The organism is Spirosoma aureum, assembly GCF_011604685.1.
Classification (GTDB): domain Bacteria; phylum Bacteroidota; class Bacteroidia; order Cytophagales; family Spirosomataceae; genus Spirosoma; species Spirosoma aureum.
This window is the reverse complement of record NZ_CP050063.1, coordinates 7308206-7327685: the sequence shown is the minus strand read 5'-3', so window position 1 is coordinate 7327685 and position 19480 is coordinate 7308206. Positions and strand designations below refer to the sequence as shown.

The 19480-nt window shown below is 48.6% G+C and carries 13 protein-coding genes; 2 read left to right on the top strand and 11 right to left on the bottom strand.

Annotated features, from left to right (window positions below; genetic code table 11):
- Positions 1 to 26: 26 nt before the first annotated feature.
- The 9 genes from G8759_RS29175 to G8759_RS29135 all read right to left on the bottom strand — a co-directional run bounded on the left by G8759_RS29175 (position 27) and on the right by G8759_RS29135 (position 12415).
- Positions 27 to 1013: a hypothetical protein gene (locus tag G8759_RS29175; RefSeq protein WP_167216323.1), complete on the bottom strand. Its 987-nt coding sequence runs from the start codon at positions 1011 to 1013 to the stop codon at positions 27 to 29.
- An 88-nt stretch (positions 1014 to 1101) separates the two neighbouring features.
- Positions 1102 to 2832, bottom strand: a complete 1731-nt coding sequence (locus tag G8759_RS29170; protein ID WP_167216321.1) for a RagB/SusD family nutrient uptake outer membrane protein — start codon at positions 2830 to 2832, stop codon at positions 1102 to 1104.
- Between the two features lie 43 nt (positions 2833 to 2875).
- Complete coding sequence (locus G8759_RS29165) at positions 2876 to 6337, bottom strand: TonB-dependent receptor (protein WP_167216319.1); 3462 nt, start codon at positions 6335 to 6337, stop codon at positions 2876 to 2878.
- Positions 6338 to 6611: 274 nt separating this feature from the next.
- Positions 6612 to 7727 carry a FecR family protein gene (locus tag G8759_RS29160; protein ID WP_167216317.1) on the bottom strand — a complete coding sequence of 372 codons (1116 nt, stop codon included), beginning with the start codon at positions 7725 to 7727 and terminating at the stop codon, positions 6612 to 6614.
- A 110-nt stretch (positions 7728 to 7837) separates the two neighbouring features.
- A complete protein-coding gene (locus G8759_RS29155) occupies positions 7838 to 8446 on the bottom strand; it encodes an RNA polymerase sigma factor (protein ID WP_167216315.1) in 609 nt (202 codons plus the stop codon).
- A 130-nt stretch (positions 8447 to 8576) separates the two neighbouring features.
- Positions 8577 to 10082: a tetratricopeptide repeat protein gene (locus G8759_RS29150; protein ID WP_232074324.1), complete on the bottom strand. Its 1506-nt coding sequence runs from the start codon at positions 10080 to 10082 to the stop codon at positions 8577 to 8579.
- 72 nt (positions 10083 to 10154) lie between these two features.
- A complete protein-coding gene (locus G8759_RS29145; protein ID WP_162386773.1) occupies positions 10155 to 10910 on the bottom strand; it encodes a zinc ribbon domain-containing protein in 756 nt (251 codons plus the stop codon).
- Between the two features lie 126 nt (positions 10911 to 11036).
- Positions 11037 to 12134 (bottom strand): Nif3-like dinuclear metal center hexameric protein, encoded by a 1098-nt coding sequence (locus G8759_RS29140; protein ID WP_167216311.1) that lies wholly within the window; start codon positions 12132 to 12134, stop codon positions 11037 to 11039.
- Between the two features lie 62 nt (positions 12135 to 12196).
- Positions 12197 to 12415 carry a hypothetical protein gene (locus G8759_RS29135; protein WP_167216309.1) on the bottom strand — a complete coding sequence of 73 codons (219 nt, stop codon included), beginning with the start codon at positions 12413 to 12415 and terminating at the stop codon, positions 12197 to 12199.
- 344 nt (positions 12416 to 12759) lie between these two features.
- Here G8759_RS29135 and lptB point away from each other — a divergent pair, with 344 nt between their 5' ends.
- Positions 12760 to 13491, top strand: a complete 732-nt coding sequence (lptB, locus tag G8759_RS29130) for an LPS export ABC transporter ATP-binding protein (RefSeq protein ID WP_167216307.1) — start codon at positions 12760 to 12762, stop codon at positions 13489 to 13491.
- Between the two features lie 68 nt (positions 13492 to 13559).
- Here the strand turns inward: lptB and recO are convergent, their stop codons facing one another.
- Complete coding sequence (gene recO, locus G8759_RS29125) at positions 13560 to 14252, bottom strand: DNA repair protein RecO (protein WP_167216305.1); 693 nt, start codon at positions 14250 to 14252, stop codon at positions 13560 to 13562.
- 394 nt (positions 14253 to 14646) lie between these two features.
- On the opposite strand from recO, the gene G8759_RS29120 reads away from it, so the two are divergent.
- On the top strand, positions 14647 to 15483 hold the full coding sequence (locus tag G8759_RS29120) for a fumarylacetoacetate hydrolase family protein (RefSeq protein ID WP_167216303.1): 837 nt from the start codon (positions 14647 to 14649) through the stop codon (positions 15481 to 15483).
- Between the two features lie 255 nt (positions 15484 to 15738).
- On the opposite strand, the gene G8759_RS29115 is transcribed toward G8759_RS29120, so the two are convergent.
- Positions 15739 to 19230, bottom strand: coding sequence for a metallophosphoesterase (locus G8759_RS29115; RefSeq protein WP_167216301.1), 3492 nt, complete (start codon positions 19228 to 19230; stop codon positions 15739 to 15741).
- Between the last annotated feature and the right edge of the window lie 250 nt (positions 19231 to 19480).

The following is a 19480-nucleotide window of genomic DNA, read 5'->3' as shown; positions in this document are numbered from 1 at the left end:
CTGAAGAAAATGACGTTGTTATAAGGCTACTTCGAAGCGGCTTGTGGAAGAGTGTAGTAGTCGTAGGTGATTTTCCAGGTGAATTCCTTCCCCGGCTCGGCCTTTATCCGGACATACGGTTCGGGGCAAACGACTGTCGCTATCGACCAGAAGGCTAATTGAGCAATGGGTTGATCGCTGGTGATATGCACACCTGCGCCGGTTTTGCGATTTTCTATCCGGATATTGTAATCCTGTGCTGTGTCGCCAAAACCGGTCAGGTAGCAGTGAGTGCTTTCGCCTTTGGTAAGCTCCCGCAGGTAGGTAATCTGGTTAGTACGGGTCTCGAACAACGTTCCCAACCCTCGGGCTTTTTCGTTCGTTTGCAATTTGAATGGAAACGTCACCGAAAAATCTGGCCCGGTCGGTTGATTATCGATTACGTAGAAGTTGTGATCGTAGACTGTTGTTTCAATCGGTTTACGGCCTGTGTTCTTCAGCGAATGTTCGAGCACTAACGTCGATTTTCGGCGAAGCAGTTTCAGCGTCTTCCGATAGAGATACGAATAGCCCGCAGCATCGGTCAGTTCATGGGTGAATTCAATCTCATCGACCTTTTTCTTTACAGACCATTTGCCCGGATTGATGAGGGGGTAGGGGGTGGCAAACCGATACGGTGAATCGGCCGACTTACGAAGCGAACCGACTCCGATTTTAAGAAAGTCGTCTCCGGGTTTGGCTTCTTCATAACCGATCGGCGTAAACTCTTCGACCGGCCCGCTAATGGCATCGTGCAATTTTGGATCATATTTCTCGAACCATTGCCCAAAATAACTATGTCTGTTGCAGGTTAGGCTGGCAACAACGCCCGACCAGTCGAACCGAACGCCCTGATAATAGCCCTGGGTGGAATCTGGCAGGTAAATTTTCGCCTGAATTACCCCGTTGGACAAGTCCGTTTGTGGAAACGGAGGCAAAAAAATGGCACTGGCCATACCGACTAGCAGGCCAAGGGCAATAAATACCTGTTTCATGAGATCGCTGCGAGAAATTGGTAGAGCCAGTGAATGGGAAGTTGGATGGTGTCGGACGATTTCGTCCGACACCATCGCATCCTGCTGCTTAATAGCCCGCGTTTTGCTTTATATTAACATTAGACGTGATCTCATTGATCGGAATGGGTTGCGCGTAGTCGGTAGCATCCCACTGAATGGTTCCACCACGAACACGCTGATAATAAGCCGCTTCTTTATCCCCGATTTTCCATCGGCAGACGTCGAACCACCAGTGCCCTTCGCCAAATAGTTCGGCCCATCGTTCATACTTGAGCGGATCATTTTTGAGTACGGCATCGGGAGCGCTGGTCTGATCGGCCAGGCTTTTGTAATCAACGGCCGACGGCGTATTGACGGCATACCCGTAGGCTCGTCGCCTGACTTTGTTGATGTATTCCAGCGCAGTGGCATTGTCGCCACTATGGGTCAGCGTTTCGGCATAAAGCAGGTAAACATCGGCCAAACGTAGCCAGAGAATATTGTCGCCATTGGCCATGTTCACTTCGCCTTCTGCACCGCCCAAGTAGATGTATTTCCGGAAACTCCAGGCTTCCATATCGATTTCCGAGATGTCCAGATAGTGAGAGATCGGTTTTTTAACCCCACTGACAATCATGGAATCGACATAGGGCTGCAAACAGGCGACCCACAAGCGGGGGTCAACGGTTTTATTGGTTCGGGCGGCCACCGAACGCGTAATGTAGGATTTGTCGACATTCGCTATGTTCGCCGTAGCGGTTCCGGCCGGGAAATAGTGCCCCAGATTAAAGCCAAAACGGGCAATGTTTTTGGCATGAGGAAAAACGTTCGACCAGGCCGATGCCGCCTGTGCGCCATTGGGACCAACATAGGTTGGGGCAATCACCATGCCGATGCTGGAACCCATTGAGCGGTCGTCCGTGCCCCGATAGGTCATGTCAACGTTCAGATTGAGTTCGATCAACGATTCGGAGTTGAACTCGTTTTGCCCATTGAACATCGTTTTGTAGGTATCGAATGAAACCAGCGATTTACCACTGTTGGTCACGACATCACTGAGGTATGTTTTCGCATTCGCCCAGTCCTGAACATACACATAGACCTTACCCAGAAAGGCTTTAACACCCCATTCGCCCATTTTGTACTTATCGGTGGCACCCGTCCAGCTCTTTCCTTTCAATAGCGTTTCAGCGGCTTTCAGGTCGCTGATAATGAAGTCCCAGCACTGTTTCACTGTTGAGCGGCTTATTTGGGTTTCGGGCAAACTCGTAGCCGTTTTTGAAACAAGCGGTACGCCCTGTTTATCTCCGCCCTGTCCGTCAACGATAAAGCTTTCACCCCATAAAGCTGTCAGATAGAAATAATACCAGGCTCTCAGGTAAAGCGTCTGCCCTTTTATCAGGCTGATAGCAGCGGCATCGGAGGCCGCTGCTTTGGGCGCGTAGGCCTCAACGCCGGCCAGTAGCGTATTGCAACGCTGGATTCCCCGCCACAGATCCTGCCAGGTACCTTGCAGAAAGCCGTCATTGACCTGCGAATTATTCTGCGCCAGTTGAATCCAGGTCGTTGTTCCCTGCCAGCTTAAATCCGTTGTATGATCCCAGAGGTAGGTATTTTTGGCCAGCATGTTATGCCCGAATATATTGGGCGCATGTTGTGTAGCATAAGCACCTGCCAGGAGCTGTTCCAGATCGGCAACCGAATTTGGATAACTGGCCGTGGAAATGGCGCCAGGATTGTCTACGTTAACGAAATCCTCTTTACAGGACGCCATACTCAGGAGTAAGACAAAGAGGGAAAATTTAGCTATTATCTTCATGATGGACGATCTTTTTTGAATCACGTAATTCCGTGAAAAGTGGTTAGAAATTGACATCGACGCCTACGGAAACAAGTGAGGTACGAGGATAAGAGTAAATCGTATCGATGCCCCGTCCGGTGGTGGCTGCATTGGAACCACTACTACGGCCCAGTACTTCAGGGTCAAGCCCTGAATACTTGGTGAAAGTCAACAGGTTTTGCCCCTGCACATACACCCGAAGACCCGACATTTTCCATTGTTTCATCAGCGAGGCCGGTAAGGTATAGCCAATCTGAACATTACGCAGTTTGAGGAAAGCTCCGTTTTCGACAGCGAAATCCGAGATCCGGGTGTAGTTGGCATTGGGGTCGCGGACGTAGTTTCCGGACGGATCCGTATAGCCTACCCGAGGCAGGTTGGTGAGTCCGTTGCCATTGAAAAAGGAGGTGTTGAAAATGTCTCTGGTCGTGTTGTAATCACCCACAAAAATCGATGTATAATATTTGTTGGCATTGAAAACATCGACCCCGGCAATGCCCTGAAATAAGGCCGAAAAATCCAGCCCTTTCCAACCCATACTGAGCGTAAAACCGTACGTCATTTTCGGCCACGGATTACCAATGAAGGTTTTATCGGCGGTGGTAATTTTCCCGTCTCCGTTTATGTCTTTGAATTTCAGATCACCGGCGCCCGTAGCAGCTGCCTGGTAGTAAACACCAGTTGCCGTTCCACCAGCCGCTTCCTGCGCCTTTTGGTTGAGGGCAGCTACCTCGGCATCACTCTGGAAAATTCCATCCGTTTTATAGCCGTAAAACTGTCCCAGCGGCTGACCGGCCTGCGTACGGGAAACCACACTTTCCAGATAATCTCCGGCCGGGCCGTCATTAATCGGATTGTTGTTCGTGCCGTCCAGTTTTTTTACCAGGTTGCTGTTAAAGGCGGCATTGGCGGTAATGCCATAGGTGAAGTCGCCTTTTTTGCCCCGATAATCGATAGCCAGTTCAAGCCCTTTGTTGCTCATCTGACCGATGTTGGTGTAAACCGTCGAGCTGCCAAAACCGGTAGACATAGGCACGGGAACCTGATAAATCATATCGTTTGTCTGGCGACTGTACCAATCGACGGTGATATTCAGGGCGTTTTTCAACAGGCCAATATCCAGACCGATGTCGGTTTGAAGCACCGATTCCCATTTTATATCCTGATTGGCCAATTGAGCCGTCAGGGCATATCCCTTAAAACGGGAGCCATCGGGCAGACCCATGCTGGTAATGGCATTCGTGCCGCCGTAGGAGTTCTGATAGGTGTATTGAGGAATGCTGCTAGTACTTCCCAGTTTTCCGTAGCTGGCACGAAGTTTTAGGTTCGAAACGTAGCTCAGATTCTCCTGAATAAACGCTTCTTCGTTTAGTTTCCAGCCAATTGAGGCAGACGGGAAAACACCGAATTTGTTGGCAGGGCCGAATCGGTCAGAACCATCCCGGCGAACCGTAGCCGTCAGCAGGTATTTGTTGGCGTAGGTGTAGTTGACCCGGCCAAACTGGGAGAGCAACCGGGTCTGGGGGAATTCGCCACCGCTGGCTACGTAGCTGCTGGGGTTAGAGGTCAGACCCAGGTTATACGTAACGTAGGGAAAGCTCTGAGCCTCACCATGTAACGAGCTGAGGTCTGATTTGTAGGCTTCATATCCGGCCAGTATTTTGAAATCGTTCTGACCAATCGTTTTGCCGTAGGTCAGCACAAAGTTGGCCGTCAGGTTCCGCTGGTTATTGACATCGCGACTCAGGAATGCATTATGATTCGCCACCGTGCCGTAGTCGTAGGCTTCCGTGAATTTGTAATTCTTTACGTTATAGATCGAGGCTCCGAATGTGGAGCGAAGGCTGAGCCCGCTAAGAATTTCCCATTCTGCATAGATATTCCCTTCCAGTGCATATTGTTCGTTCAGCATGTGGTTCTGGTATTCCTGCCCGACGAGATTGGGACCGGTAAAAAACGTACCGGTTTTGGCCCAGCCACCATAGGCTGAATTGGTAGGATCATAGATGGGAACAACGGGGGCTGAACGGAACGGAAACGTGCTTGTTTGAACCGGGTTATTGCCGGTTTTCCAGGCATACAACGTTTCGCCGACCTTTAATTTTTTATTGATCTTGAAATCTGCATTCGAACGAAGCCCATACCGATCAAACCAGTTGTCGATCAGGGTTCCTCCTTCGCGCTGGTAGTTGGCCGATAAATAGTAATTGGTTTTGGCCGTAGCACCAGACAGGGAGAGCGAATAGCTCTGATCGGAGCCATTCGTATACAGATCTTTCACCCAGTCGTTATCGGGCAATGTAGTTGGATCGCCCCAGCCGGTAGTACTCACGCCAAATGCTTTCTTGGCCGCAATGTAGTCGGCCGTGTTCAGCATTTTATACAGGTTTCGGGGTTGCCGAACACCGTAATAGGCATTGAAATTGATTTTCATTCGGTCGGTACCGCTTCCCCGCTTGGTAGTTACCAGTACAACCCCGCCAGCCGCCTGAGCACCATAAATGGCGGCAGCACTGGCATCTTTCAGAATCTCAATCGATTCGACATCCTGTAAGTTGAAGTTATTGCCAGCCGACATACGAATCCCATCCACGATATAGAGGGGAGACATACCACCAATGGAGCCCACGCCCCGTATGACAATGTCGGAGCTGGCCCCCGGCGACCCGTCATTCCGGGTTACCTGAACGCCCGCAGCCCGACCTTGCAGGGCTTCGTTTATACTCCGAACCGGCAGGTTTTTTACATCTTCCGCTTTTACGGAGGAGATGGAACCCGTTAAATCTGACCGTTTTTGTGTGCCGTAACCAACGACGACGACTTCGCTCAGGTTTTTGGTGTCGGTGGCTAGTCTGACGGTTACGGCTGTCTGATTTCCTACCGTAACCTCCTGAGACAGGTAGCCAACAAAGCTAAAAACCAGAACATCGTCGCCGGTGAGCAGCGTCATGCGAAACTGGCCGGTGGCATCCGTGGTTGTACCGCGCTGGGTTCCTTTTACAACGACACTTACACCCGGAAGGCCGACACCGGCTTCATCAGTAACCGTTCCTGATAGGGAGCGATCGTTGAACGCTTCATCGTTTGTTCGCGTGGACTCTTCGGGCGCTCTAGGGGCTGCTGGTTCTTGATTCAGGATAATCTGACGCCCTTTAACGTAATAGGTAACTTCAAGCGGTCTTAGCAATTGATCGAGAATTTCACCTAATCTCTGATTGGTAGCGTTTAGTGAAACGTGACTATTCAACTGCTTAAGAGCTGATCGGTAGGCAAAACGTACGTCGGCCTGGCGTCCCAATTGATTGAGCACAGATTTCATCGTCAGGTTATCGGCGCGGAGTGTAATGCGCTGATCCATGACTTGCTGTGCTTCAACCGGGCGGGCCGCAGCCAGACCGGCTACCATAGCCGCTATTAGTAACTGATAGACAGTAAATTTCATAAGTCTACGCAACAGGCTAAGCGGTTGTCGAAGTTCTTTCATACTTTTGCTTGTTTTTTGGCTATTTGAATTTTGGAATGGACAAAGAACCCCCTGCCTCATGTAAAATGAGGGTATCAGACAAGGGTGCTTTTTGAGTCAGTGATGCCGGAATCATCACTGGCTTTTTTTTGTGAATAGGTTGGCTACTGCTTCATAGGCGGGCTGTAAAAAAGTGGGGTTAAAATTCGTATTGCTTCAGGGTTAAAGGTAATTGGACTATTGACTGACTAAGGTAGTTTTGATAACGCTATTGTATTGATTAATAGCTTGATACTTATTTGCAGCCTTTACTGGTAATGACGATCTGCCCATCCAGCACCTCATACGTAGCGCCAATGGTCTGACAAACGACATCGAGTCGTTCAAGCAGGCTTTCAGTCGAAAACGTAAGATTCACCAGGCAAGTTGACAGATCAGCTTCGTTGTAAAGCAGTTTCACGCCATAGGTATGCTCAATGGTTGAAAAAACCTTAGCGACGGGAGCATCCTCGAATATCTGCTCGCGGCTAATCGTTTCGGGCATCAATGCTTTAGGCTTCTCAACCAGTGCCTTCATCAGCTGATTATCGGCCAGATTGTATGTCATTTGTTGATTTGGAGTCAGGATGACGCCCTGAATCTGTCGCAGGCCGGATCGCTGAGCTTTCTCGAAATCCTGTTGCTTAAAAACCGATACCCGTCCAGTTCTTACCGTTACAATTACGGCTTTTTCGTTTTCAAAAGCCCGTACCAAAAAGCTCGTTCCCAGGACTTTAGTGACCGTTTGGTTGGCGTAGATCAGAAACGGTTTAGCGGGGTTTTTGACCACGTCGAAAAAAGCTTCCCCATTCAGGTAAACCGTTCTGTTGCTTGATCCGAACTGTTTGGGGTAACTTAAACGGCTCTTTGGGCGTAGGGTTACAACACTACCATCGCCAAGTACGACATTGACAACCCGATTGCTGTCATTTACTTTTTCCTGGAGCAGAATGCCGGCTGCTTTTGTCAAGTGGGCGTAAGGTGCCGGTTGTGCGTGCTCATACGTATACCGATACAACCAAATCCCTAACCCAACCGTAACGAGAATAGAAGCGGCTGCTGCCCACCGCCACCAGGATTGTTGCCAGATCGATCGCACAAGTGTTTCTACTTCAGCATCCCGACGCTCGGAGGCCCGTTGCATCAACTGGCTGAGTTCGCTATCGATACGGTCTTTCGTTGCATTATCGCGGTATTCATTGGTTAAGGCACGTACAAGTTCCTTCGCCTGCCTGACTACATCGGCCCGATCCGGATTTTCTATCAGCCATTGTTCCCAGAATACAGTAGCCTGGGGAGATGTTCCACCTACCCATTGGCGAAATGACTCGTCGAACAGAAAATCTTCAGCGTTGTAAATCTTGTAGTCCATAGCAGCGCAGAAAGCACACGGTTGCTTCTAACCCTATAGTGCTATTCTTTGCCTGCCAATACTCAAAAAAATGTAAAATTTTTTTCGCCTAGAATACAATTGTTTGTTTGCTACCGTTTTGGGAGGAGTAGCAGCAAAAGCGAAAGGAGCAAATCAGGAGACCAGTGGCTTCTGAGTTCTTTAAAGGTCCGATGCAGAAGGTTGGCAACGCTTTGTCGTTCCATGCCCATAATCTGGGCAATTTCGTGATTATCCAGATTCTGATAGAATCGTAGATAAAGCACTTCCTGCTGACGCTTGGTGAGGCCCGCCATCAATTGATGCAATAGCCGGGCCTGTTCCGTATGCACCTCCTGATCAATTATTTCATCTTCAATTGATACCGAGAACGGGCCAACCTGGTCTGAATCGTCAATATGGATTGGAGATTGATGTGCCCTCGTCTTCAATAATTTATAGCGGAGCGCTTTGAGCAGGTAGGTTTTAACGAAAACGGCATTTCCGACCGTTTCTCGGTGATCCCATAATTCCAGAAAAAGATCCTGAATCGTATCCCAAACCAGTTCGGAGTCGGTGGTTAAACGCAGGCCATAGTTATACAATCCAGGATAATGCTCCCTGGCCAGCTCTCCCAAAGCCCGTTCGTCTCCTGCTTTGAAGCGTTGCCATAGCTCCTGAGGAGATAAATCCCGATAAGTGGCTGCTGTAAAACGTTCCAATGGTTATTGACCCTAGTATACAAACGCTAAAGACGACCCATGTGATTTTATATTGATCAAATCTGGTATTTATTGAACAATTTTCGTCATTAGTCGAAGCTGACCTTTACGAGTATACCAAAAAAGCTGGCTAAGTGTTTTGTGACAACTGACTTAGAGCCGCTCGCGCTTTATTGTCGACACTGTTTTTATACTCGTGGTGCTTGAAACTAAGTGCTTTCTGGAAAAATGACCGCGCCCGAATACGGTCGCCCTTCAGTTGATAGATATACCCTAATTGTAGAGCCGCCGTTGCACCGAAGGATGATTGCTCCCGGCTATCATCGCGGGATTCGCTAAGAACTAATGCCCGGTTAAGATAAGGAAGGGCCGCATCGGCATCGTTTCGGCGCTGGTAGATACGGCCAAGACGGTAATTATATTCGGCTTTCTCGACCGTCAATGAAAAGCTGGCTTCACTGAAAGGACGAAGATAAGCCAGCGCACTATCCGTAAATCCACCGTCGGAGGCAAGCCGGGCTCGCATCAATACTTTCTGATTGGGCGATCCGCCCCGCTTCAGAAACGCTTCGGCGAATTTCTGCGCGGCCTTATCCGATTCAACTGTCGTTCGGCCGACGGTTATCAGTTTTTGTAGAAATAGCCTTGCTTTACTATCAGGCGAATTGGCCAGCCAGTGGCAGAGAAATAACTTATAATATGAATCTTTCAAAAAATTCTGGCCTTTATACGTAGTCAGAAATTGCTGGAAGTGATTGATCGCCGTTGAATTCTGCCCCTTTTGCAGGTAAATATCGCCTAAAATATTTTCGATGACTGGCATTGACGGATAGGCTGACCCAGTAGGACGTGTCAGTAAATAAGTAAGCGCCTGCTCGCTATGGCCATTTTTCTGCTCGATGGTTGCCCCGAAAAAATGCAAAAGCAGATTATCCTGATTGTCGCTTACCAACCGCTGTAAATCCTTACCGTCGGCTTCCGAGAATTTCAGGACGTATGCTTTCACCATCAGCGAAATAAGCTGGGCTTCGAGCCTGAAGGTAGGGTCCTGTTCCGCTTGCTGCAACTCCTGCTGACCCTGTTGAACATTTCCATGTAATCCAAGCAGGTTGGCCACCCAGACGTAGTTGTCCGGCACTGACCCAATCATGATATGCAGTGTTCCCAGCGATTTATAGGTCGGTAGAAAATGGGGAAATTTTTTCTGGTTGGCGGCCAGTAACTTATAGGCCCGGATAACATCCCAGCTCGCACTGAGTTCTTTGCCAAATTTCAACTTTACAAACGCCCAATGGAGCCGGACTTCTGCCTGAATGACACGCTGCCACGGCGAGTTTTCATCTAAGGCATTAAGCGCATCCAGTCGCTCATCTTCGCGGTCGCTCATGTCAGCATAAGCCCGGTCATCGTCGGAGGTGACAAGGGTGAGCATATCTGCGTAATCATCCAGAAAAATGCGGACACCGTTCTGGCTACTTTCTTTCACTAAAGCCTGCCGGGCCGACTGGAGCTTCAGTTTTTGGAGATCCGTATAGGCACGCTGCAAACCTGGTGTCCAGACGAAATCCTGTGCATGAACGCAGCAGGACACTAAAAATAGAGCGGCTGTTAATACCGAAATAGGTCTGACGATCATCAGCATAGCAAACGCAGTATAGCAAAAAAGGTCGCCAGTTAGACGACCTTTTTTGCTAATTAGATTAATCACCTACCGACCCCGGCCAACTGGAGCTGGTTCGGGCACGCCTTCTACATCGGCAAAAATGCGGCCGCAATGTTCGCAAACGATGATTTTTTTCTTGTCTTTAATGTCGGCCTGACGCTGCGGGGGTACTACATTAAAGCAACCACCACAAGCACCCCGTTTCACCATAACGACCGCAAGGCCATTGAGGGCATTGCTCCGGATTTTATTGTAGGAGTTCAATAAGCGCGGTTCGATGGTTGTTGCCTGCTGGTCGCGCTGCTTGATAATCTCCTTTTCTTCTTCCTGGCTTTCCGACGTAATCTGATCCAGTTCCTGCTTCTTTGCCTTCAGATCTTCTTTCCGTTCGTTAAGCGCAGCCTGCGTAGTCTTAATTTCTTCTTCCTTGCCCCGAACCCGAAATTGTGCTTCGTTGATTCGCTTGTCGGCTAGTTCGATTTCGAGCGATTGCAATTCGATTTCCTTGGAGATGGCATCGAATTCGCGGTTGTTGCGCACGTTCATTTGCTGATCTTTGTATTTGGTAATCAGCTTTTCGGCGTCTTTCTTGGCAACCCGGTTGCGCTCAATATCGTCTTCCAACGTCTTGATTTCAGCCTGGAACTTACCTATCCGAGTTTCGAATCCGGCAATATCATCTTCCAGATCACGGACCTCTTCGGGCAGACCACCGCGAATTTTTATGAGTTCGTCTAGTTGAGAGTCAAGGGATTGCAGTTTAAGAAGAGCGTCTAATTTTTGCGCAATCGTCAGTTCCATTCGGAGATTTTTGTTTTAAAGTATAATGCCTAATCTGGACCGCCCATGCGGTTTAATGTATAATGGGGTATATACTAACGAGCTGAAAATTAATCAATTCAGAGTCCTTACATTATACATTATTCATTAGTAATAGCTAACCGGATTAGTGTCAGTTTCTGATAAAATTACCGCAAAAGTAGTGAATTTTTTTGCCAAATGCTGGCTAATTAACTCTTTTGTAAAGACTTCACTTTCATAGTGCCCGATATCGCAGATGACAATGCGTCCGTCGGCATCAAAAAATTCGTGGTATTTATAGTCTGCCGTCACAAAAACATCGGCGTTTGCCCGTATCGCATCGGGCAGCAAAAAGCTTCCGACGCCCCCACATACCGCTACTCGCCTGATTGGGCGGTTGGGTAAGGGTGTATATCGAATCAGATTAAGACGCATTTTGTCTTTCAAATAGCTTAGCCAGGTCTGACCATCCAGTGGCTCCGGCAAATCGCCAACGGCTCCCGAACCAACTTCCTGATTTGTATTGTCTAATGCGGTTAAATAATAAGCGACCTCCTCATAGGGATGTGCCTGTCTAAGAGCCGTCAACAATTGCCCCTGCTGATGCGCCGGAATGATAACCTCGATCCGGTTTTCAGCCTCTTCGTGGTATTCACCTACCTCACCAATTGCTGGTTGTGCGGTTTCGCCCGGCTGGTAGGTACCCATGCCGCTTACGCGAAAACTGCAATTTTTATAATCGCCTATCTGGCCCGCTCCGGCGGCATAAAGTGCGTCCAGAATTCGTTGCGTATCGGCCACAGGAACAAACGTGACCAGTTTGCTCAACACCTGCGATTTAGGTGCCAGTACGTGTACATTCTGTAGGTTCAGTTTTTCAGCAATCTTGAAATTAACCCCACCAACTACGTTATCCAGGTTTGTGTGGGCAGCATAAATCGCTACGTCATTTTTGATGGCCCTGATGACCGTTCGTTCAACATAGTTTTTCCCATTGAGTTTCTTAAGCCCTTTAAAGACAATCGGATGGTGAGCCACAACAAGATTACAACCTTTGGCAATGGCCTCGTCTACAACAGCCTCAGTCGCATCCAGCGTAACCAGAACGCCCGTAATTTCGGCAGTAGGATCGCCAATGATCAGACCGGAGTTATCGTAGGACTCCTGATAAGCAAGCGGTGCTAATGCTTCAAGATAAGTGGTCAGTTCGCGAATTTGCGTCATAACGAATGGATAACAGAATCAACGTATCAATGGCCGAATCTATACTAGCTGACCAGTTATTCCTAAAAATCTGATTTTATAAATGGGTCGATGAAAATCAGGACTTTCGCAAAACCCTGTGCCACGGTTTTTTTATGCATCACCAGCAACAGTGGCACGGGGTTTTGCGAAAGTCTTGGAAAATACATCATCAGGTTATTTTGTGTCATGCGAATCGGTACGGCATCGCTGAGCCAGCGTGGTCGCTTGGAGGCTAAACGTGGTTGAAGCGTAGACGACATCGCTTTTCAGGTCAAGTAAATACGACCTGCTTTTCACGCATGCGAAACCTTCGGGATGAACGAACTGAGGGGAATATCGTTGTTAAACAGATGACTGGTTTGTCTGAAAGAGCCAGACGAAATAGTTCTTTATTTGTCCGCTACCAGACAGGGCATAGTTGGTACTAACCACACAATTCGGTCGAAAATGGGCCGCGTTGTCATTAATAATTGTTAATAAACGGTTGGAGGCTTTCCCCGAAACCAAAAATAGTTGGCAGTAGATGGTATTAGCCCGAACTTTGCAGCAGCCATTAACGCATGAAGGCAATTCGGTACTGACCGTTTTTCGATAACGCATCAGAATGATTCTTAGAACTGAAAATTTAATAAAGAAATACGGGTCGCGGCTGGTCAACAATAACGTGTCGTATCAGGTGGCCCAAGGCGAAATTGTAGGATTGCTTGGCCCAAACGGTGCCGGAAAGACTACCTCGTTCTACATGGCTGTTGGTTTGGTGAAGCCCAATAGTGGTAAGGTTTTTATTGATGATATCGATGTTACAGACCTGCCCATGTATAAACGGGCACGGCTCGGCCTTGGCTATCTGGCGCAGGAAGCATCCGTATTTCGGGATCTATCGGTCGAAGAAAACGTGCTTGCCGTTCTCGAAATGAGCGACTTGCCGAAAAGTCAACGCAAAGAAAAAGTAGAAGAACTGCTCGCTGAGTTTAGCCTGACGCATGTTCGCAAGAGCAAAGGCAAGGTACTTTCCGGGGGCGAACGCCGACGCACTGAAATTGCCCGTGCGCTGGCTGTTGATCCTAAGTTTATTCTGCTCGATGAGCCTTTCGCGGGCGTTGACCCGATTGCCGTAGAAGACATTCAGAGCATTGTCGCCAAATTGAAGCACCGCAACATCGGTATTCTCATTACAGATCACAATGTGAATGAAACGCTCTCGATCACGGACCGGGCCTATCTGCTCTTTGAAGGTAAAATTCTTAAGCAAGGTACTGCCGAAGAGTTAGCCAGTGATGAACAGGTTCGGCGACTTTACCTGGGTCAGCATTTTGAGCTAAAACGGAAAGTTTAAGTACCCATTACGGCAAATAGGAGCTATCCCTGCAAAATTCGGGATGACTCATGTTTTATCGACACTTATTATCCCAGCACTTCCCGTAATACGGGTAACGACTTTACCTCACCGATTGAGTCAATATGAATCTGGTAATACGCCACCAGGGCATCCAGCAACTCGTTACGGGCCGAGCGCGAAATCCGGATTGCCGTTCCATACGGCTGGCGAAGCATGCTATTGAGCGCAGCATCCATCTCATCGTCGGGTAAGAACGGATAGGAGTTTTCCCGGAGCTGGCTCTCGAATTCGCGGGCACTTTCGGGGCCAAATCCCAGAAAAAACGAAAGTTTCAGCAGAAACGTCAGGTGAAAGTTTTCGTAGTTCGTGCGGGCCTCTTCCAGGAATAGTACTGAATCGACCAGAAACCGGAACAGGATCGGGCTGCTCGCTTCTTCTTTCAGCACTTTATTCAGCATTTCCGTTACGAACATGGCAATCGTTGATTTGCTTACCTCAAAAGGCAGGCTCTGAAACGGATGGCTGGTCTTGATCTCCGAAAGCCGGTGTAACTCGCGGTCGTGCTTGTTATAAACAACCATATCCAGCAACGTTAATGGCTGAAACAGGGCGATTTTATTGTTTTTACTCCGGGCTGTCCGAACGCTATTGACAATATAGCTCTGTAAACCAAACTCTTCGGTGTAGACGCGGGCAATTATGGACGTTTCGCGGTAACGAATATAACTAAGGGCAATACCCCGTGTTTTTTGCAGCATTGTTGTCGAACCGCCGATGCGGTAGTAAGCCTACTAAGTTAGTTCTTTTTTGCTGAATTTTTGACTGCATTTCCTGATTTCATGGCGCAGGAACCGATACGTCTGGTAGCTCAGCCGCACGGATTAAAAGATTCGCTGCTCAGCCAATTTTTAACGAAGCAAAGGCCATTCTTAGCTTGTTTCCTTATTTTTGACCGATAACATATGCGATTGATCACCCCATCAATCAATGCATTTCGATAAAGCTAGGACTTTCACTTCAAGCCGTACCACCGCAACCGCGAACGGTGGTTATTACAAGTAGCATCAGTAACCGTGTTACGGCTCTGAGCGAAAGTCCTAAAAGTAAAACGCAGTACAATCGTTCTTTACAAATGGTATTCAATCTTTTCGCATGAAACTCTACAAAACCGGCTCCGGCATCGTTCTTGAATCGAATAATCTGTTTTATACTGTTCCGGCCGACAACTGGGATGATTTAGTCAATCAGGATAATCTGTATGATGTTCTGCTTGAGGTAACCAAATCGGTAGCGCCCGCAGACGATCACCAGCAATGGGCACAAACGGGCTTACTGGCTCCGATCGGTCGGCAGGAAGTCTGGGCATCGGGGGTTACGTATCTGCGTAGCCGCAATGCCCGCATGGAAGAATCGAAGAAGTCGGGAGGAGATAATTTTTATGATCGGGTTTACGATGCCGAACGCCCTGAATTATTCTTCAAATCAACGCCGGAACGTGTAGTAGGACCAGGGGCGAATGTGCGCATTCGGGCCGACTCGACCTGGAATGTACCGGAGCCTGAGTTAACACTATTTATTACATCGTCGGGAAAAATCGTAGGCTACACCTGTGGTAATGATATGAGTTCGCGGAGTATTGAGGGTGAAAATCCGCTCTATCTGCCGCAGGCCAAAAGCTACGACGGTAGCGCGGCTCTTGGCCCATGTCTATACGTTCCAGAGACGCCAATCTCGCCCGATTCGCAGATTAAACTGGAAATCATCCGGGAATTTCAGGCTGCCTTTACCAATAGCATTGCCATCAGCCAGATGAAACGGCAGCATACGGAACTCGTTTCGTTTCTCTTCCGCGAATGCTCATTTCCTTTCGGCTGTTTCCTCATGACAGGTACTGGTATTGTTCCTCCCGACGATTTCACACTTCGATCAGGTGATGAAATTCGAATAACGATCGATGGAATCGGAACGCTGGAAAACGTTGTTGGTTAGTGTAGAGATGTATCGTTTGTGTCTTCAATGAGGTTGTTTTACTGACGCATTTTCGTTCAATATGACTGCTCACCTGATTATGATCAGGTGAGCATGAACTTCCCTTCTTTTCGGCCATGCGATCGCTGAACGGTGCTGACAAACGGGTAATTTATCCGGGTATCGGTGGTCATTACGAAGAATGGATACCTGTTAGACAGGATGTTGACTAAGCAGAATGTCCCAAACCGTACGATGCGGTTTGGGACATTACAGCTATCTTTTTTTGGTTGGTTTGACTGTCTGGCGTAAGCTGTTGACTTCTTTCTTTAATTCGATAATGTAAAGCGTGAGTTCTTCGATCTTTTCCAGCAGTTTAGCATTCATTTGGCCCACATCCATTCCATCCTTCACAACTTCTTCTGCCGAAGGTATGCCGGGCAAATGCTGGTATTGTTGAATGTATCGTTCCACTTCAGCTAACGGGCGCAACTGGTAGGTCTTCCCGAGTACGTGATCGCTCCAGTCGTCCGTATTTTTGATCGCAACTTTAACTTTCTCGGTCAAAATACCTTTAGAAACAAAAAGGTTATAATCGGCCGGTGTCTTGCTAACGCCCTGGCCAATAATAATGGCCTCGCCCTTTACACTTTGCAAAAAACGGCCATTACGTTGCCAAAAGCCATCTTCTGAAGAAGCCGCAGCCCGGCTACCACTGGCGTAGTTTGCCAGATATACATCGCCTTTCGCATTGACAGTCAGAAATTTACTGGCACTTCCAAGGGGCGTCATGGCCGAGGTAAGCTGAGTTAATCGGAGACCGGATTGTCCACTGGAATCAGCTCGGATCTCCAGCTTATTTCCGGGGCTACCAGTACCAATTCCGACATTGGCACCGTTGCCCAGCACGATCGCATTACTAATATCCACTCGTGCATTGTTACCAATAGCCGTAGCATTAGACAGTCCTGCTTTGCCCGCATTGGCCCGGTAGCCCAGAAAGGTATTATTAAGGCCATTCTGATTGCTTCGTCCACTTTCAGAACCAAGGGAGACATTATTGGAGCCGTTCACACCAGCTCCATTCCCCGCATTAGTCCCCAGATATACATTGTTATTTCCTACTTCATTGGCACTGCCCGCGCTATCACCCAAAAAGACGTTGGCTGAGCCAATCGTATTGTTAAGCCCGGCCAGCGTACCCAGAAAGGTATTAAAATTTCCAGTGGTTGTATTTAGCCCCACCTTATACCCAACAAAAGTGTTGGCCTGTCCACTGCTGAAGAAACCCGCCCAACTACCCACAAATGTTGACTGATTGCCGGTCATATTCGAATAACCCGCATTTGGCCCTAATGCGACATTGCCGCAACCTGTCGTATTCGCGTATCCGGCCCCTACACCGACGAAATAATTGCCACAATCAGCCGCTCCGCCTGTTACGGTTACAGAAGTTATGGCCGTGGCCGTCTGGCTCACCGCATCCGTGACAGTAACGCTAAATAGTTGAACGCCCGCCGTCAGACTTGTCACTCTGGCGGTATTACCCGCCGTTGTACTAACACCGGGACCACTGAATGTGTAACTAAACGGAGCCATGCCCCCCACCACTTTTGCGGACAGGTTGGCCAGGCCCGGACTTACGGATGGGCTGGCAACAAGCGTTACGGATACTGGATTGGCTGTTGGTTCAGCGCCATTCAATGCACCGCCAATGCCGCCACTACCCAAACGGGCAGTCAGAAAATCGGCCCGGAAGCTACCGCCATCCCCTGAATTCGCCCAGCCGGTGACCGAAGGTTTGGCGCTATACGTAAAAATTGATGCGCCACTGCCTCCCGGCGACGAAGCTTTTGGAATAGCCGTATGCCCACTGGCCGGATCAGAATTGAACGTGGTCGGCCCATCATTGATCGTGAAGACCTTCAATTGCTGTGGCGTTAACACCTGACCCAGTTTTCCATTAATAGCGTCTACATCAGCCTGCGTATAATAAAACGACACCGCAACGGGATTGCCTGCCGATGGCTCATTGGTCGGTTTCAGCGTATAATAGCGGTTTGCAACAACCCAGCCTGATGGGAGAGTCACGTAATTAGTCGGACTATTGGAGGCTATAACCGATGCGCCAGCAGTACCTTTTAATTGCAGACTGAACGTTCCATCGCCAACACGGCCGATGTTCTGCCCATTTTTGCTGATAGAAAGTAACTTATTAAGTTCGGCATCGGTATAATGCGTCTGGTTATTGCCATCCGTGCACTCGCAGGTTGCGCTACGGGCAATACCGTTAGTAGAAGGAACTGAAAAGCCGTCTCCATCTTTAATAATGGTAAATTGATCCTGAATGGAACCATCTCCGGCAATCAGCTTCGAGACCAGTTTCCCGCCTTCAATTTCAAGGTACATTGATCCCCCGGCATCGTCGTAGGCAACTTCCATGGCATTATGCGGCCATTGAGCCGTTCCCGATAAGATACGCCCGCCCGGCGCTCCGCCGTGACCATTCACTACGTATACCGTGCCTTCATTGGTGGCGGAGTTGCGACTTTTGAAATAATAGCAGGAATTAGGCGATCCATCGAACTTGCCACTTGATTTGGCGTTACTGCCATCAACGGAATTATGCAGCTTACTATCGTACGTAAGGGCATCGCCATAGTGTCCTTTCATAAGCCTCGACCGCTCGTAGACGTGGCTGTGACCGCACATGACCAGATCAACTTTATACTGTTCCAGTACCGGCAATAGATTCATTCGAACATCCCGAAGTTGTTTGTTGGTATCCGAATCGTGCGTGCCCTTGGTATAAGGCGGATGATGCCAGAAGGCAATGATCCATTTTACGTTTGGATTCGCCTGGGCAGCAGCCAGATCCTGTTTGAGCCAGGTAACCTGCGGCTTCGACTCAAGAAACCGAACATCGGAGGCCGCATCGGTATTGTCTTCATAGCGGTCCGAATCCAGGCTGACGAAATGAATGTTACCATAATTAAACGAATAATAGGACTCCGTACCCGAGGGTACTCCTCCCGCTTCGGCGTTGGTTGGATGCGAGACAACACCGTAATAGGGAATGTTCAGATTTACCCGTAGCTCATTGGTCACATAATCGTGATTGCCCGGTGTCGAAAAAATGGGCGTCTGCTTCATGTACCGATCACCCCCATAACCAACGTCCGAACTGAAAACATATGCCTGGTATTCATTATCCAGACCCTGATTGTATGCATTATCGCCCAGCCAGAGCCAGAGATCGATGTATGGATCGCCAATGCTCTTCATATAGTTTTTGAACGCATTTTTTACATTGGCCTGCCGTGCAGAATTGAGGTAGCCGAAATCACCCAATGACCAGATGCGGGTCTTTTTTGGCGTGCCCTCAGCCGGGAAGGTGTAGAAATAATTGGCTCCATCGCCCTGTAATGACCCCGTTGGCGTACCTACCGAATAATAGTATTGTGTATTTGGGGTTAAGCCCGTCACGGTTACTTCATGATCTGTAACCGCCGTTGTCTCACTTACCGACCCGGACAGACTACTGGCTGATGCCCCAAAACGAACTACACCGATCGAAGCGGGGTTGGTACGCCAGCGGAATGTCATACTGGTTGGGGATGCCTTCTGTAAATAGGGGCCTCGCACGAGCGTTTCGCCATCGTTGCGTATAGTAAGTTTGCCCGCTGAGATAGACTGTATTCCAGCGGTCAAATAGAACACCAAAGCACTAATTTTAACCAGCTGGCCTATAGGTAATAATTGTTTCATTTTCAGTTAAAGAGGCATTATGAACAAACAAAGCTATCACCGTAACTTGAAAGCAGTGAGAAATCTACAAATAATTGGCTAACTTTCAATTAATTGGCGCGTAGCAACGCTCATAATCTTAGCATGAAGGCATGCCATTAAACAGGCGGGATAACCTATAATCGGAGTACAGGCCCGGCAAACGTTATGCTTCGGTTACCTTGCAAATAGGTGCCCATTTGCTCTTATTTTTGTCGAAAGCATGGGCGCA

Bases quoted from the DNA above. Each gene is read 5' to 3' on its own strand.
- G8759_RS29175 (WP_167216323.1), bottom strand. From the start codon at position 1,013: ATGAAACAGGTATTTATTGCCCTTGGCCTGCTAGTCGGTATGGCCAGT.
- G8759_RS29170 (WP_167216321.1), bottom strand. From the start codon at position 2,832: ATGAAGATAATAGCTAAATTTTCCCTCTTTGTCTTACTCCTGAGTATG.
- G8759_RS29165 (WP_167216319.1), bottom strand. From the start codon at position 6,337: ATGAAAGAACTTCGACAACCGCTTAGCCTGTTGCGTAGACTTATGAAA.
- G8759_RS29160 (WP_167216317.1), bottom strand. From the start codon at position 7,727: ATGGACTACAAGATTTACAACGCTGAAGATTTTCTGTTCGACGAGTCA.
- G8759_RS29150 (WP_232074324.1), bottom strand. From the start codon at position 10,082: ATGATCGTCAGACCTATTTCGGTATTAACAGCCGCTCTATTTTTAGTG.
- G8759_RS29145 (WP_162386773.1), bottom strand. From the start codon at position 10,910: ATGGAACTGACGATTGCGCAAAAATTAGACGCTCTTCTTAAACTGCAA.
- G8759_RS29140 (WP_167216311.1), bottom strand. From the start codon at position 12,134: ATGACGCAAATTCGCGAACTGACCACTTATCTTGAAGCATTAGCACCG.
- G8759_RS29135 (WP_167216309.1), bottom strand. From the start codon at position 12,415: ATGTCGTCTACGCTTCAACCACGTTTAGCCTCCAAGCGACCACGCTGG.
- lptB (WP_167216307.1), top strand. From the start codon at position 12,760: ATGATTCTTAGAACTGAAAATTTAATAAAGAAATACGGGTCGCGGCTG.
- recO (WP_167216305.1), bottom strand. From the start codon at position 14,252: ATGCTGCAAAAAACACGGGGTATTGCCCTTAGTTATATTCGTTACCGC.
- G8759_RS29120 (WP_167216303.1), top strand. From the start codon at position 14,647: ATGAAACTCTACAAAACCGGCTCCGGCATCGTTCTTGAATCGAATAAT.
- G8759_RS29115 (WP_167216301.1), bottom strand. From the start codon at position 19,230: ATGAAACAATTATTACCTATAGGCCAGCTGGTTAAAATTAGTGCTTTG.